We start from the raw sequence: 15480 nt of genomic DNA, 5'->3' as shown, positions 1-15480 counted from the left end.
CGTACCAGGTCGGTCAGCTCACCGGAGCGAGCGCGGCCGGCCAGCTGTCCCGGAAGATGTCCGCGCTGCGGTCGGTGCTGCGCTCGGTGGCGCTGAAGGTACCGGCGAAGAGGTTGCTCACCCGGTTCGCCTCGGCGCTGCTCGGGTACGGGTTGGTGCAGCTCGTGCCGGCGCTGCCGCCGGACATCAGCAGCGAGCAGTTGCCGTTGTAGTTGTCCGGCAGGCCGAGGATGTGCCCGATCTCGTGGGTCATGATCCGCAGCGGGCTGTACTGCGCCGCCTGCTGGGTGTCGATGTAGACCCGGCCGTTGCCGAGGCTGGTCCGCACGGCGTACGAGCCGCCGCCGGTGATCTGGTAGATCCGCAGGTTGGAACCGCAGTTCGCGGAGAGCGTCAAGTTGACTGTGGCGTTGTTCCAGATCGAGGCGGCCTGGTTGGCGGTGCCGGCGTAGGCCCCTGCCTGGCTGGTGTTGTAGCAGATGGTCATGGCGGCGGACGCGGGCGACGGGTTGGCGACCGTGACGCCGAGGGTGGCGAGTGCCGTCGCGAGCATCGCGACCGCGAGCCGATTGAGTCGTGAGGTCATCGCTGACTCCAATCTGGGAGGGGTGTCAGGAGCCTAACGGTGAGCATCAATACATTTCAATGTTTGAGTGGGAAGCGATCGGGTCGCCGAGTGCCGCGTGGATGCGCTAACCTAACGATCGTTTAGGTTGGTGCGGCGAGGGGGTCGGCGTGACGCTCGACGGTGAGGCGCTGGAGCAGCTGCGCAAGCGGGCCCGGTCCGGCGGCGCGGACAAGTACCACGCGGCCAACGCGGCCAAGGGCAAGCTGTTCGCCCGCGAACGGGTCGCGCTCCTGGTCGACGAGGGTTCGTTCGTCGAGGACGGCCTCTACGCCAACGCGCTCGCCGACGGGCTGCCCGCCGACGGCGTGGTCACCGGCACCGCCACCATCGACGGTCGGCAGGTCTGCCTGATGGCCAATGACTCCACGGTGAAGGCCGGCAGCTGGGGTGCCCGCACCGTCGAGAAGATCATCCGAATCATCGAGCGGGCGTACGACAGAGGCGTGCCGATGGTCTACCTGGTCGACTCGGCCGGCGCACGGATCACCGACCAGGTCGACCTCTTCCCCGGGCGACGCGGCGCCGGCAAGATCTTCTGGAACCAGGTCCGCGCCTCCGGCTCCATCCCGCAGGTGTGCGCGCTGTTCGGCCCGAGTGCCGCCGGTGGGGCGTACATTCCGGCGTTCTGCGACGTGGTGGCCATGGTCGACGGCAACGCCAGCATGTACCTCGGCTCCGACCGGATGGTCGAGATGGTCACCGGGGAGAAGACCACCCTGGAGGCGATGGGCGGCGCGAAGGTGCACACCGCCGAGTCCGGGGTCGGGCACTTCCTGTGCAAGACCGAGGCCGACGCGCTCGACGTGGTGAGGACCTACCTGTCGTACCTGCCGGCGAACTGGACGCAGGCGCCGCCTGCCGCACCGGCCGTCGCCGCGCCCGCGAAGGCCGACCTGGCCGCGCTCGTGCCGGCCAGCGAGCGGCAGGCGTTCGACATGCGGCGGTACGTCAAGGGCCTGCTCGACGAGGGTTCGTTCTTTGAGATCCAGGCGCTGTGGGCCAAGGAGCTGACGATCGGCTTCGGCCGCCTCGACGGCCAGGTCGTCGGTGTGCTCGGCAACAACTCGATGTTCAAGGGCGGCGTGCTCTTCGTCGACTCGGCCGACAAGGCGACCCGGTTCGTGCAGCTCTGCGACGCGTTCAACGTGCCACTGCTCTTCCTCAGCGACGTACCCGGCTTCATGGTCGGCAGCGCGGTGGAGAAGCAGGGCATCATCCGGCACGGCGCCAAGATGATCACCGCGATCTCCGAGGCGACGGTCCCGAAGATCTGCGTGGTGGTCCGCAAGGCGTACGGGGCGGGCCTCTACGCGATGGCCGGCCCCGGGTTCGAGCCGGACGCCACGATCGCGCTGCCCACCGCAAAGATCGCGGTGATGGGGGCCGAGGCCGCCGTGAACGCGGTCTACGCCAACAAGATCGCGGCGATCGAGGACGAGTCCGAGCGGGCCGCGTTCGTGGCCGCCAAGCGGGCCGAGTACGAGCAGGACATCGACGTCGTCCGGCTCGCCAGCGAACTGGTGGTGGACGCCATCGTCGAGCCCCACGACCTGCGCGGCGAGCTGGTCCGCCGGTTCGCCGCCGCGCGTACCAAGGATCGGCACTTCTCTCGGCGCCGGCACGGCGTCACCCCGGTCTGACCCGACCACCAGTCCCGCACCGCCACCGTCCCGGCGCCACAAGCGCCAGGCGGCACCGTCCCTAACAGGAGGATGAGATGGACTTCCGGCTCACCGACGACCAAACGGCGCTGCGGGACAGCGTGCGGGACTTCGCGCGCGAGGTGGTCGCGCCGGTCATCGCCGAGCACTACGAGCAGCACACCTTCCCGTACGAGGTGATCCGGCAGATGGGCAAGATGGGCCTGTTCGGCCTGCCCTTCGGCGAGGAGCACGGCGGCATGGGTGGCGACTACTTCGCGCTCTGCCTGGCCCTGGAGGAGTTGGCCCGGGTCGACTCCAGCGTGGCGATCACCCTCGAGGCGGCGGTCTCGCTCGGCGCGATGCCGATCTACCGGTTCGGCACCGAGGAGCAGAAGGCCACCTGGCTGCCGAAGCTGCTCAGCGGGGAGGCGCTTGCCGGTTTCGGGCTCACCGAGCCGGGAACCGGTTCGGACGCGGCAGGCACCCAGACGCGGGCGGTGCTGGACGGCGACGAGTGGGTGATCAACGGGTCGAAGGCGTTCATCACGAACTCGGGGACCGACATCACGGCCATGGTCACCGTCACCGCGGTCACCGGTACGAACCCGGACGGCTCGAAGGAGCTGTCGACGATCATCGTGTCCACCGGAACGCCCGGCTTCACCGTGGCGCCCGGCTACTCGAAGGTGGGTTGGACGGCCTCGGACACCCACGAGCTGACCTTCGACGACTGCCGGGTGCCGGCGGCCAACCTGCTCGGCAAGCGGGGTCGTGGGTTCGCCCAGTTCCTGCGGATCCTCGACGAGGGCCGGATCGCGATCGCCGCGCTTGCCGTCGGTCTCGCCCAGGGCTGCGTCGACGAGTCGATCAAGTACGCGAAGGAGCGGCAGGCCTTCGGCCGGCCGATCGGTGCCAACCAGGCGATCCAGTTCAAGATCGCCGACATGGAGCTGAAGGCGCACACCGCACGGCTGGCCTACTACGACGCCGCCGCCCGGATGCTGGCCGGCGAGCCGTTCAAGCGGCAGGCCGCCATCGCCAAACTCCACGCCAGCACCATCGCCGTGGACAACGCCCGGGAGGCCACCCAGATCCACGGCGGCTACGGCTTCATGAACGAGTACCCGGTCGCCCGCTTCTGGCGGGACTCCAAGATCCTGGAGATCGGTGAGGGCACCAGCGAGGTGCAGCGCATGATCATCGCGCGCGACCTGGGCCTCTGAGCGGACCGACCGGTCGGGACGCCTGCCCCCGAAGGGCGTCAGCCGGGACGGCTCAACCGGCCGACCCGGGCGGGACTGTCCGTTCGGGTGTCGGGTTTCGGCGAATGGCCGTCGGCAGCCCGACGTTCGACTGCCGATGGTCGGAGTCGATCCGTACTCTTCCTGCCCATGACTCCGGATCATGACGGGTCACGGGGCCCGTCCGGTCGTACCGGGTTGTCGGAACTGCTCCGGGCCCACCGTCGGGCCGCCGGCCTGACCCAGGCCGAACTCGCGGCCCGGGCCGGCGTGGGCGTACGGACGGTGCGTGACCTGGAGCGTGCTCGGTCCGTCCGGCCGCAGCGCACCACGGTCGGCCTGCTCGCCGAGGCGTTGCAGTTGACAGGCGCGACCCGGGCGGCGTTCATGGCCGCCGCCCGAGGCCCCGCCAGGGGCGAGCCCGCCCCGCCGGACGAGCCCCCGGCGTCGCCGTCGGAAACCCCGTCGCCCGCCCGCCCCGCCGGGCCGGATCCGCTTGTCGCCCTCCCGCCGCCGGTGGCGCTGATCGGCCGGGACCGGGACGTCACCGAGTTGGCAGGAATGTTGACCACCGAGCCGGGTCCCCGCCTGGTGAGCCTGGTCGGGCTGACAGGTGTCGGCAAGACGGCGTTGGCGCTGTCCGTGGCGCACGCGGCCGCCGGGGCGTACCCGGGTGGCGTGGCCGGGGTGCTGATCGGTGAGGGCTCGGACGGCCCGGACGTGCTCGCCGCCTCGACGGGGGTTCTCGGTGCGGCCCGGCTGCCGGAACTCGCCGCGCACCTCTCCGGGCGTCCGACGCTGCTGGTGATGGACGCGGTCGAGCGCGCGCCCGGCCCGGTGGCCGAGACGCTGCACCGGCTGGTCGGCGTGCTGCCCTCCCTGCGGGTGCTGGTCACCGGCCGGCACCCCGTCGGGCTGCCCGGCGAGCGGGTCTGGCCGGTCTCACCTCTCGACGTACCGCCGCCGGACGCCGACGAGGCCGGGCCCTCCGCGCTCGGGTCGTGGCCGGCGGTGGCGCTGTTCACCGCACGGCTCGCCCAGGTCCGGCGGGAGCCGCCCACCTCGGACGAGTTGCCGGCGCTGGCCGCGCTGGTCCGCCGGCTGGGCGGACTGCCGCTGGCCATCGAGTTGATGGCTGCCCGGGGTCGGCTCCTCAACCTCACCGAACTGCTCGACAGGTACGGCGACCGGGTGCTCGACCTGGCCACCCCCGCGGACCCGCCGGCCCATCCGGGCTGGGACGGACCCGAGGCGGCGAGCGGTCGGCCGGGCGGCGTCGACGTCACCCGCACGGCTGCGGTGGGCACCCTGCGGGACGCGGTGGCGACCAGCTACCGGCTGCTCGCGCCTGACGAACGGGCGGCGCTGCGGCGCCTCGCCATGTTCGGCAACCGGTGGTCGGTCGAGCAGGCCGAGGAGATGCTCGCCGACGAGGCTGACCGGGACGGCACCGTGGCGATCGATCCCCTCCCGGTGCTGCACCGGCTCGTCGAGTTGGGCCTGCTCAGCGTGCGGGGTACCGGTTCGTTCCGGTTCCGTCTGCTGGACGCCGTCCGTGACTTCGCCGTCGAGCAGGCGGCCGGGGCCGGCGAGTTGAGCTGCCTGCGCCGCCGGCACGCCGAGGTGGTCGCCCGCCTGGTGGCGCGTACGGCCACCGACCTGGCCGGCCCTCGGCTGTCCGACGCGATACACCGGCTGGACGAGGTGAGCAGTGACATCAGCTCGGCGCTGTCCCATGCGGCGGCGGACGATCCGCTGACCGCGCTCGGCCTGGCGGCCAGCCTCACCAGGTGGTGGCGGTTCCGTGGGCGGGACGTCGCCGGTCGACAGTGGTTGCGGCGGCTGCTGGCGGACCCGAGGACCGCCGACGCCGATCCGGTCCTGCGCGCCTGGGCGACACTGGGGGTGGCCCGGCTCGCCGCCGAGCACGGCGCCGGCGCCGACGAGCTGGCGACCGCGCGGACCGCGTTGGAGATGTTCCGGCAGGCGGGTGACGTGACCGGGGAGTTGGAGGCGCGTACGGTGCTCGGCGCGCTGCTGATCACTGTCGGAGGGCATGACGAAGCCCGTGAGCAGGCCGAGGCGGCGCTGCGGCTGGCGGCCCGCCACGGGCGGACGCGGGATCTGGCGGTGGCCCAGAACAGTCTCGCCTGGCACGAGATCCGGGTGGGTGACCTGGCGGCAGCGCGCCGCCGGCTGGCCGCCGTGGACCGGCTCGCCGCCGAGGGTGGCGAGCAGCGGTTGCGGGTGCTGGCCTGGGCGAACCGGGCCGAGGTCGCCCGCCTGGAGGGCCGGTACGCCGATGCCGTGGACCAGGGGCGGCGCGCGGCGACCGCGTTGTCCGAGCTGGGCGATCCGGGGCATCGCCGCCGGGTGCTGGGCACCGTCGGTCTGGCGCTCGCCCACGACGGTCGTGCCGGGGAGGCGACCGACGTGCTCGCCGAGTTGCGGGCGGGGGCCGCCGAGGCGGTGGGCGTACCGGCGCCGCGGGTACCCGGCCCGCCACGGCGGCGTTCGGACGACACCGTTCTCTCCTGGGGTGGCCCGGAGGTGGGGATCTGCGCGTTGATCGAGGGGAACCTGGCGCTGCACCGGGGCGAGCGCGAACTGGCCGCCGAGTGGTTCGCCGCCGCCGCCGATGCCGGTCACGATCGGCGGGACGTGGTGGAGGCGCTTGTGGGGTTGGCGGCGAGCACCGGGGACCCGGCGGTCCTGGATCGGCTCGACCGGGCCTGCCGGGAGACCGGAATCCGCCTGTTGCCGCAGGAGTCGGGGCTGCTCTACGCGTTGACTGCCACTCGTGGTGGGTCGGCGACCCGGTAGCGCGGCCGGCCCCGCCAGGGGTGGCGGGGGTGGAGTGGCGCGGGCGAAAAGCCCCCTTTGTGCTACCCCTCGCTGTTCGCCCGCGCCGTCACCCCCCGGTGGATCCCCGGTGGTCGAAGCCTGCCACCGCGTCCCGGGTGGAAGGCGTATTTCATGCCTGTTTGCCCGGGCAGCAAGGTCAGTTCTGCCGGTCTTTCTGCCGGTGGGTGTCGGCGTTTCCGGACCAATCTCCCGGATGGTCGGCGTCGTCGCCGATCAGTGTCGGGGCGTGCCTCCGGCGGCGGTCTCCTGCTCCGGGGCCACGTCGGTGCTGCCGGCGGTGGCGCAGGGATGCACGGCGTCACGGATCCGACGCAGACCGTCGAGGAGCGCGTCGAGGGCCTGCGGGTCGAGCTGACCGGTGAACCACTGCTCGATCATCTGCAGGTGCCCCGGTAGCGTCTCGTCCAGTTGCTGCATGCCCTTCGGGGTGACCACCGCGTACGAGCTGCGGCGGTCGTTAGGGCATGCCCTGCGGGTGAGCAGACCGTCGCGTTCCATGCGGTCGACCACCCTGGTCACCCCGCTTGTGGACAGCGACGTCTGCGCGGCGAGATCGGTCATCCTGAGCTGGTTGCCCGGCGAGCGGGCCAGTCGAGTGATGACCTCGAACTCGACAGCGGAGAAGCCGTGCTCCTCCAGTTGAGTGGTGAACCGGGTCGACAGCCCGGCGTGCACCTCGAAGAGAAGGCCGACAGCGGTGATCCGGGGATCGTCGAAGACGTTGGTCACTCGTTCATCCTACCAGTACTTGACACGGGGAATGTTGTTGCGGTTATAGTTGCTAAGGCAGTCGTTGGGCTACTAAACAATCTCCTGGAGGACAGCAGCATGACCAGCAGCACCGATGCGGTTACCCGCGACTGGGACGGCCTCACCATCCCGGCGGCCGGCACCTACGTGCTCGACGCCGCCCACAAGCGGGTCGGCTTCGTCGCCCGCCACATGATGGTGAGCAAGGTCCGCGGCGAGTTCAACGAGGCGACCGCCACCATCACCATCGCCGAGGACCCGCTGCAGTCGTCGGTCGTCGCGACCATCCAGGGCGCCAGCATCGACACCACCCAGGGCGACCGGGACGCGCACCTGCGCAGCGCCGAGTTCCTCGACGTCGAGAAGTACCCGACGCTCGAGTTCCGCAGCACCGGGGTCAAGTCCCGCAGCGGCAACGAGTTCGTTCTCACCGGCGACCTGACCATCAAGGACGTCACCCGTCCGGTGGAGCTCCAGGTCGAGTTCGAGGGCGTCGGCCGCAGCCCGTTCGGCCAGGACATCTTCGGCTTCTCCGCGACCACCGAGATCGACCGCGAGGAGTTCGGCCTGACCTGGAACGTCACCCTGGAGACCGGTGGCGTGCTGGTCGGCAAGAAGATCAAGATTGAGATCGAGGGCGAGGCCGTCCGCCAGGCCTGATCCTCGGATCACCGGCACGCTCCGGGCCCGCGTCGTACGTCGACGCGGGCCCGCCTCCGTCTCCCGACGTCGGTGTGAATTGTCACGAGTTGTTAGCGCCGCCACCGGATGGGTCACCTCCGGAACGGGGTACAGGTGGCAGCACGAACGCGCTCGCTGCGGACGCCGTCGGATCACGGCAACGGCCGCTGGCCCTGGCCAGGCGAGCGCTCTTAACGTGGATGGTTCACAATGCGCTTTCCGGGACGGCAGAATCCCGACCGCGCCGTCCGTCGGGAGGACACATGGGCAGGGACGTCTCGCAGGGCGCCTTCACCCGGGAGGACCGCGTCCGCTACCGGCACAAGGTCCGGCGATGCCTGGACGTCTTCGCCCTGATGCTCGACGACTTCGGCTTCGACGCCGACCGGCCGATGACCGGCCTGGAGATCGAACTCAACCTCGTCGACTCGGCCGCCGAGCCCGCGATGCGCAACGAGGAGATCCTCGCCGACATCGCCGACCCGCTCTTCCAGACCGAGCTGGGGCAGTTCAACCTGGAACTCAACGCCGAACCCCGTCTGATCGAGGGCACCGGCTTCGCCGACTACGAGGACGACCTGCGCGGCAGTCTCGCCCGGGCCGACGAGCGCGCGGCCAGGTCCGACGCGAAGATCGTCCTGGTCGGCATCCTCCCCACCCTCACCGAGGGGCACCTGGTCGAGGACAACCTGTCCACCAACGAGCGCTACCGGGTGCTCAACGACCAGATCGTCGGTGCCCGCGGCGAGGACATCGAGCTGGACATCCGCGGCGTCGAACAGCTGCGTACGCACACCGACTCAATCGCGCCCGAGGCCGCCTGCACCAGCCTCCAGTTCCACCTCCAGGTCGCGCCGGACAGCTTCGCCGACTACTGGAACGCCTCCCAGGCCATCGCCGGGGTTCAGGTGGCCGTCGGGGCCAACTCTCCCTTCCTGTACGGCCGTCAACTCTGGGCCGAAACCCGGATCGCCCTGTTCGAGCAGGCCACCGACACCCGCCCGGACGAGCTGAAGGCCCAGGGGGTACGACCCCGGGTGTGGTTCGGTGAACGGTGGATCACCTCGATCTTCGACCTGTTCGAGGAGAACGTCCGCTACTTCCCGCCGCTCCTGCCGATCTGCGAGGACGAGGACCCGGTGGAGGTGCTGCACACCGGCGGTGTGCCCCAGCTCGGTGAGCTGCGGCTGCACAACGGCACTGTCTACCGGTGGAACCGCCCGGTGTACGACATCATGAACGGCCGCCCGCACCTGCGGGTGGAGAACCGCGTGCTGCCGGCCGGCCCGACGGTGGTGGACATGCTGGCGAACGCGGCCTTCTACTTCGGCCTGGCCCGTGGGCTCGCCGAGTCGGACCGGCCGATCTGGAGCCAGCTCACCTTCAGCTCCGCCGAGGAGAACTTCCACGCCGCCGCCCGGCGCGGTCTGGAGGCCGTACTGCACTGGCCCCAGCTCGGCGACGTGCCGGTCACCAAGCTCGTGCTGGACGAGCTGCTGCCCACCGCCGCCGCGGGACTGGACGGCTTCGGCGTCACCGCGGCACAGCGGGACCGGCTGCTCGGCATCATCGAGCAGCGCTGCCGTACCGGCCGCAACGGCGCGGTCTGGCAGACGGAGACGGTCTGGGCAGCGGAGCGGCACCAGGGCATGGACCGGGCGGCGGCGCTGCACCACATGGTCCAGCGCTACGCGGAACTCCAGCGCACGAACGAACCGGTCCACACCTGGCCGCTCCCGTAATCCCCTGATGCGGCCGGCGGGTCAGTCGGTGGAGGGGCGGGAGGGTCTGCGGGCGCGGCGGCCGGCCGGGGTCGGCCCCGGCGTTGCCGTGTCGGCCGGGGTGGGGAGGTCCGGCTCGGTACGTGGTGCCGGTATCCGGGGTGCGGCGCTCGCGTCGCCGGACCGGGATCCCGCCGCTGCGCTGTCGGTTCGGCCCCGCCGTGGGGAGGCGGCGGTCGAGGTACCAGCCGACGCGCCGGGCTCCGCTGCGTCGGTCTTCTCGGGCTGAACCTCCGGGTCGGCCTGAACCTCCGGGTCGGCCTGAACCTCCGGGTCGGCCTGAACCTCCGGGTCGGCCTGGGCAGCCGGGTCGGGCTGAGCAGCCGGGTCGGGCGGTGTGCTCGTGTCGGGCGTACCCGGACTGGCGGCCCGGTGTCGCTCGGCGCGTTCGGCGAGGACGGCGACGAGCACCGAGCCACCGACTCCGGCGATCACTGCGTACGGGGCGACAAGCTGGGTGGACAGCTGTTCCGGGCCCAGCGCCGACCAGCGCGGCACGGTGCTCAGGTACGCGAGCGCGACGAGCAGCGGGCCGGCCGCCCCCGACGCCGTCGCGCCCACCCGGTGCCCCGGCGATCGGGTGGCCCTCCGGGCGGCCAGCGCCCCGATCACGAGTGCGGGGAGGAGCGCCAGCAGCGCACCGGGCCAGTAGAGCTGGTCTCCGATCCAGTACCTGCTGTGGTCCGGGTCGAGCTGCCAGGTGCCGAGCTGGGCACCGACCAGACCGCGTCCGACGCGTACCCCGTCGATCACCGAGACCACGGCGAGCAGCCACAGCCAGGCGGCCGTCGCCGTCACGTTCACGGCAGCGGCGCGGGAGCGCAGTGCCCAGAGCGCGACGAGGACGCCGATGACGATTCCCAGCGCCGTGTGGACGGCGGCGACGCGCTGCGGCGCCGCGGTATCGGCGCCCTCCGCCACCCGCGCGGGTACGGCGACGAGGAGTACGGTGACCAGCCCGCCGAGCCCGGCGCCCAGGGCGATGGCCACCCGTCCCAGCAGGCTGCCGCCTTCAGCGGGTGGGGCGTCGGTGCGTCGCCGGTCCGCTGTGGGTGGGTCGTCCGCCACGGCCGGAGTCCCGGGCCTGTCGGTCGCCGGCGGCCCGTGATCGGTGGACACCTGGGACTCGTCGACTGCGGCCGGCCGCTGGTGCAGCCGCTGCGCGCATACCGCGCCCAGCACCGTTGAGCTGGCGGCCAACCAGGTCGCCCAGGCGAGGCCGTCCGCCCAGGCCGTGTCGACGGCGCCGGCGTCGGTGGGCGTCCAGGTGATGACGCCGAGCCCGTAGCCGAAGCCCAGTTGTGCGGCGCCCGCGCCGGCAGCGACCCCGATCGCCGTCGCGATCGATACTCCCCAGCCCCGTCTGGCCATGCCGGGCAGCGTAACGTCCCGTCGGCGACGCGGCGAGTCGCGATGACGCGCCGGCAGGCGCGAACGGGCTTGGCGGTGACCGGTACGGTCGCCGGTGATGAGGCGGTGTGCGGTATGACGGACGCGAACACGGGTCGGCAGGATCCGGCCGACGGTCGGGACGGGGGCGGCGCGAGCCGGGCCACCGTCCTGCTCGGCGGTGGGCTGGTGGCGGTGCTCCTCGCCGCGGTGGGCGCGACAGGTGGCTGGCTGCTGGCCGGCGAGGACGACGCCCCTGACGAGCCGCTCGCCGTGGCGAGCGTGACCGGCACGCCTACCGCCCGGACTGTCACACCCCGACCGAGCACGGGTCGGACCACGCCCTCGGCTCCCCGGACCTCCGCCAGCGCGACGAAGGGGGCCGGGCTGACCGTCCCGCCGGTCGTCGGCGCCGATTTCGAGGAGGCCCGGGACATGCTGCGCAAGCAGCGGCTGGGCTGGCGACTGGTCTTCGGCGGTGGCACCGGTCGTACGGTGCAGAGCGCCTCGCCTTCCGTGGGCACCGAGGTCACCAGGGGCACCACTGTGCAACTCCAGGTGGCCGGCCCGCCGCCGCCCGCGGAGGTGCCGGATGTGGTCGGTGACGACTGCGCCAGGGCCGCCGACGAGTTGGTCGAGGAGGGGCTCTACCCGAGCTACCGCAGCGGGCGCAGTGGAAAGGTCACCCGACAGGAACCGACCGAGGACGGTTCGGCCCGCTGGAACGACCAGGTGAGCATCTGGTGCGGTGCGAACCCGGCCGACCAGCCGAGCGTGAAACCCACCTCCTGACCCTGGGGTCCGGCGTCGTTTCCGGCTCGCCGGGGCCGCTGATCCGCGCCGATGGCGGTGCGGGCCGCTAGGTTGACGGTCGAGGGCCGTGCCGCCCGCCCCCGGTTCGGGAAAGGACGTGCGATGAGCGACGACCGCCAGGAGCCGCCCGCCGGGGAGCCCGACGAGGACCGGACCCGCCCGCTCCCTCCCGCCGACCGGCCGGAGCCGCCGCCCGCCACACCCGATGAGACCGCGCCGATGAACCGGGCCGCGTCGCCGGATGAGACCGCGCCGATGAACCGGGCCGCGTCGCCGGATGAGACCGCGCCGATGAACCGGGCCGCGCCGCCGGGCGGGCCCGATGCGACGGGGCCCTCCGACCAGACCATGCCCATCGACAGGTCCGGGCCGTCGCAGCCGGCGGACCGCACGGCGCGGATGCCCGTCGAGCGGTCCAACCCCGCGCCGTGGTCGGGGCGCGCGGAGGTGCGACCGCCGCGACCGGCCGAGCCGGCCGGCGACTGGTACGCCGAGGAGCAGAGTGGGCGACGGTGGTGGCTGCCGATCCTCTGGGGTGTACTGGCGCTGGTGCTGGTAGGTCTGCTCGGGGCCGCGCTCTGGGTGGTGCTCAACGCCCGGGACAACGACCGGGACGACCCGGGGTCCACCCCGTCGCCGCCGCCGGGCAGTGCCACCAGCGCCGTGCCGACAAGCGCCGCTCCGACGTCCGCGTCGCCGAGCAGTGCGTCGCCGAGCAGCCCGCCGCCGTCGAGCGAGCCCGCCGAGGTGCCCGTGCCGCCGGTCGCCGGCCTGCCGCAGGCCACCGCCGAGGGGCTGCTGGAACGGCTCGGCCTGTCCTACCGGGTGGTGTACCGCCCGTCGGAGCTGCCGCCGGGGACCGTGGTGGGCACCGAGCCGGAGGCCGGGGCGACGGTGTCGGACGGCGAGGACGTCCTGCTGATCGTCTCGCAGGCCCGCCCCTCGACCGGGAGCGGTCCGACCACACCGGGTAGGACGGCGACCAGCACGCCGTGACCGCTGCTCACCACATCCGACGGCGGGTGCCGACCAGGCCGAGGCCGGCGAGCGAGATGGTGAGACCGAAGATCCCCGACCAGAACAGGGACCTGCGGACGTCCGTGGCGGTGTGCCCGGCCGGGCCCGACCCGGCGAGGTCCTGCCGTCCGTCGGACTGACCCCCGGCGCCGCCACCAGCGACCGACCCGGTCGGGTCTGTCGCTTCGGTGTGCCGGGTGGGTGCGACGGCACCGATCCAGCCGGGGTCGTCCTGCACGTGTGGGTCGGCGTCCACCACTGTGATCTCCGGTGCGGGTACCGGGGTGGTCAGCCGGGTCGCGGACGACGCCGGGTCGCGGGCCAGGACCACGAGTGTGGCCACGGCCCCGAGCAGGGCGAGCAGTCCGAGGGCGTAGGCGATACGGGAGCGGTGGTGCCGCCGCGGGGCGGGCTGATTGACCATGAACCATCCCAGGCTCAGGGCCCTGGAACGTGCGGTGGAACGTGCCGGGGTGGGCGTACCAATTCTATGGCGACGGCACGCCCACCGCGGCGGATCGCGGTGGTCAGCCCACCCGGACCGGGGTACGGGAGACGGGCCGCCGCGTCCGTACGGTGTGCGGGCGGGGTTCCGGTGCGGCCTGCACCTGTTGCAACCCTTCCCGCTGGACGAAGATCGATCGTCTGTTGACCGCGTCGCCCGCGGCGTTGAGCTCGTAGCCGTCGAGCCAGAGCCAACCGTCGTACGTCGGCCAGTCGAGCACACGGATGACCCGGAACATGATCGGCCTGAGGAACTGGACACTCGCCGCGCGAGTCACGTGCAGAACGTCACCGGAGCGGGGAAGCACATGGGCTCCTGGGGAGGGTTGGCCGGCGGTGGGGCCGGCGGTGACTGATCGGGGGGAAGAGTCTCGGCCGGTGACGGGGTCGTGCCTCGTGGACCGGTGGTGCGATGGTGGTGGTCGGGCCGTACCCCGCTGGTGGCGTGCCGCCACCCGACCATCACCCGGCTGCTCTCCGGGAACCGCGCCCGCCGCCGCAGCTTGCCGGCTTGCAGCGGCGGGGTCTTCACCCGGGGGCAGGTCTCGGTGTCGCCGGCCGGATCCGCGTCGTGTCCGGCCCCGGATCGGTGGGGTCACCACTCCGGGGGAGCGGACGGAGACGCTGAGTGATCCGTGCCATACGGACAGACTGCATCAGGGACGTGCTTCATGCAAGTTGCACGTCGACTTTTGCCGATACGTGAGCGTGTCGCGCAAAGCGGCGCTTGAAGCCATCCGTGTCCGGACGGCACACTGAGGGCCGGTTTCGCCCGTCGCGGCCGGCCGATGACCGGCACCACCCCCCTCGCCGCGAGCGTTCGCCGGTCGACGGTCGCGCCCCCGGCGGGTGTCACCCAGTGGCGCGTTACCGGAGGTAGCCCGAGTGGGGTCGAGCAGCCAGCGGCGGGGACCACTGACTTCTTGGATCGCGCCATGAGTGAGCGGCGCAGTCCGACCATCAGACGGCGGCGGCTCGGTGCCGAGCTGCGCCGCCAGAGGGAGTCCGCCGGGATCACCATCGAGGTGGTCGCCGAGCAGTTGGAGTGCTCCGCGTCGAAGGTCTCCCGGATCGAGACCGGCCACACCACGGCCACGCCCCGCGACGTGCGGGACATGCTCCGGATCTACGGCGTGGTGGGCGCCGAGAGCGACGAGCTCGTGCAGATCGCCCGGGAGGCCCGGCAGAAGGGCTGGTGGCACCCGTACAGCACGGTGCTCGTCGGCGCGTACGTCGGGCTGGAGGCCGCGGCCAGTTCGATCCGGGCGTACGAACAGCAGGTGGTGCCGGGTCTTCTGGAGACCGAGGAGTACGCCGGGGCGATGATCCGCGCCGCCCGGCCGGACTTCACCGCCGATCAGGTGCACCAGAGGGTGCGTGTCCGTCTGGGCCGTCAGTCGTTGTTGACCCAGGACGATCCGGTCGATCTGTGGGTGGTGCTCGATGAGGCGGTGGTAAGTCGGCCGGTGGGTGGGGACGAGGTGATGCGCGGCCAGCTGAAAAGGCTGGTCGAGGTGGCCGAGTTGCCGAACGTGACGCTCCAGATCCTCCCCTTCGAGGTGGGGGCGCACGCCGGCATGGACGGGACCTTCACGATCCTCAGCTTCCCTGAGCCCGGTGATCCGGATGTTGTGTACGCGGAGAACGCCACGGGTGGGCTTTTCCTCGAGAAGAGCGACGAACTGCAGAAGTACAGCTTCATCTTCGATCACATCCGCGCCGCGGCCATTCGTCCGGAGGAGTCCGTCGCACACATCGCAAAACTGGCAGAGGAGCCGTTGTGGAAATGGCGACCAAGGGGTTCCCCGTGGACCTGACGCAGGCAACGTGGTTCAAGAGCTCGAAGAGCGGGCCGAACTGTGACAACTGCGTGGAGGTGGCGTACGTGACCGGAGCGGTCGGAGTGCGGGACTCGAAGGACAAGGCCGGCCCGGCCCTGGTCTTCGCCCCGGGTGACTGGCACGCCTTCGTCGCCGGCACCAGAGGTGGTGTGTTCGGCTCGGACTGACCGAGTATCACGTGGGTCCCCGTCCGGTTCCGACCGGGCGGGGGCCTTCCCGTGCCCGGGGCGGGTGCCGTGAAGGGCGCCGGCCGCGAGGTTCCGCCGGGATTCCCGTCGCCACAGCGGGTCCGTCTCGTTGAACCGGTCGGAGCGGCGCTGGTCGATG

The 15480-nt window shown here is 71.9% G+C and carries 14 protein-coding genes; 9 read left to right on the top strand and 5 right to left on the bottom strand.

Features of this window, described 5'->3' with window-relative positions:
* Positions 1 to 13: 13 nt before the first annotated feature.
* A complete protein-coding gene (locus ACFY1S_RS14450; RefSeq protein ID WP_387117130.1) occupies positions 14 to 586 on the bottom strand; it encodes a snapalysin family zinc-dependent metalloprotease in 573 nt (190 codons plus the stop codon).
* Between the two features lie 149 nt (positions 587 to 735).
* On the opposite strand from ACFY1S_RS14450, the gene ACFY1S_RS14445 reads away from it, so the two are divergent.
* From ACFY1S_RS14445 to ACFY1S_RS14435, 3 genes are all read left to right on the top strand, one after another.
* On the top strand, positions 736 to 2268 hold the full coding sequence (locus ACFY1S_RS14445) for an acyl-CoA carboxylase subunit beta (protein ID WP_387117127.1): 1533 nt from the start codon (positions 736 to 738) through the stop codon (positions 2266 to 2268).
* Positions 2269 to 2345: 77 nt separating this feature from the next.
* The gene (locus tag ACFY1S_RS14440; protein ID WP_387117124.1) at positions 2346 to 3494 is read left to right on the top strand and encodes an acyl-CoA dehydrogenase family protein; all 1149 of its coding nucleotides are present in this window, start codon (positions 2346 to 2348) and stop codon (positions 3492 to 3494) included.
* A 168-nt stretch (positions 3495 to 3662) separates the two neighbouring features.
* Positions 3663 to 6335, top strand: coding sequence for an ATP-binding protein (locus ACFY1S_RS14435; protein ID WP_387117121.1), 2673 nt, complete (start codon positions 3663 to 3665; stop codon positions 6333 to 6335).
* Between the two features lie 255 nt (positions 6336 to 6590).
* Here the strand turns inward: ACFY1S_RS14435 and ACFY1S_RS14430 are convergent, their stop codons facing one another.
* Entirely contained in the window at positions 6591 to 7106 is a 516-nt protein-coding gene (locus ACFY1S_RS14430; protein ID WP_387117119.1) for a MarR family winged helix-turn-helix transcriptional regulator, read from the bottom strand.
* 99 nt (positions 7107 to 7205) lie between these two features.
* Between ACFY1S_RS14430 and ACFY1S_RS14425 the strand changes: the two genes are divergently transcribed.
* Both ACFY1S_RS14425 and ACFY1S_RS14420 read left to right on the top strand, forming a co-directional pair.
* The gene (locus ACFY1S_RS14425; protein WP_139586897.1) at positions 7206 to 7787 is read left to right on the top strand and encodes a YceI family protein; all 582 of its coding nucleotides are present in this window, start codon (positions 7206 to 7208) and stop codon (positions 7785 to 7787) included.
* A 284-nt stretch (positions 7788 to 8071) separates the two neighbouring features.
* Positions 8072 to 9550, top strand: coding sequence for a glutamate--cysteine ligase (locus ACFY1S_RS14420; RefSeq protein WP_387117116.1), 1479 nt, complete (start codon positions 8072 to 8074; stop codon positions 9548 to 9550).
* Positions 9551 to 9571: 21 nt separating this feature from the next.
* On the opposite strand, the gene ACFY1S_RS14415 is transcribed toward ACFY1S_RS14420, so the two are convergent.
* The gene (locus tag ACFY1S_RS14415) at positions 9572 to 10960 is read right to left on the bottom strand and encodes a hypothetical protein (protein ID WP_387117113.1); all 1389 of its coding nucleotides are present in this window, start codon (positions 10958 to 10960) and stop codon (positions 9572 to 9574) included.
* 114 nt (positions 10961 to 11074) lie between these two features.
* Between ACFY1S_RS14415 and ACFY1S_RS14410 the strand changes: the two genes are divergently transcribed.
* Positions 11075 to 11770 carry a PASTA domain-containing protein gene (locus ACFY1S_RS14410; protein ID WP_387117110.1) on the top strand — a complete coding sequence of 232 codons (696 nt, stop codon included), beginning with the start codon at positions 11075 to 11077 and terminating at the stop codon, positions 11768 to 11770.
* A 123-nt stretch (positions 11771 to 11893) separates the two neighbouring features.
* Complete coding sequence (locus ACFY1S_RS14405; protein ID WP_387117107.1) at positions 11894 to 12787, top strand: PASTA domain-containing protein; 894 nt, start codon at positions 11894 to 11896, stop codon at positions 12785 to 12787.
* Positions 12788 to 12794: 7 nt separating this feature from the next.
* Here the strand turns inward: ACFY1S_RS14405 and ACFY1S_RS14400 are convergent, their stop codons facing one another.
* Both ACFY1S_RS14400 and ACFY1S_RS14395 read right to left on the bottom strand, forming a co-directional pair.
* Positions 12795 to 13232: a hypothetical protein gene (locus tag ACFY1S_RS14400; protein ID WP_387117104.1), complete on the bottom strand. Its 438-nt coding sequence runs from the start codon at positions 13230 to 13232 to the stop codon at positions 12795 to 12797.
* A 103-nt stretch (positions 13233 to 13335) separates the two neighbouring features.
* Entirely contained in the window at positions 13336 to 13620 is a 285-nt protein-coding gene (locus tag ACFY1S_RS14395; protein ID WP_139586807.1) for a hypothetical protein, read from the bottom strand.
* A 627-nt stretch (positions 13621 to 14247) separates the two neighbouring features.
* Here ACFY1S_RS14395 and ACFY1S_RS14390 point away from each other — a divergent pair.
* The gene (locus ACFY1S_RS14390; protein ID WP_030487606.1) at positions 14248 to 15129 is read left to right on the top strand and encodes a helix-turn-helix transcriptional regulator; all 882 of its coding nucleotides are present in this window, start codon (positions 14248 to 14250) and stop codon (positions 15127 to 15129) included.
* On the top strand, positions 15099 to 15320 hold the full coding sequence (locus tag ACFY1S_RS14385; protein WP_387117101.1) for a DUF397 domain-containing protein: 222 nt from the start codon (positions 15099 to 15101) through the stop codon (positions 15318 to 15320). Before ACFY1S_RS14390 ends, ACFY1S_RS14385 begins: the two co-directional genes overlap by 31 nt.
* Positions 15321 to 15480 lie beyond the last annotated feature (160 nt).

This window comes from Micromonospora sp. NPDC000663 (assembly GCF_042898105.1).
GTDB lineage: Bacteria > Actinomycetota > Actinomycetes > Mycobacteriales > Micromonosporaceae > Micromonospora.
This window is presented reverse-complemented; position numbering and strand designations above follow the sequence as displayed.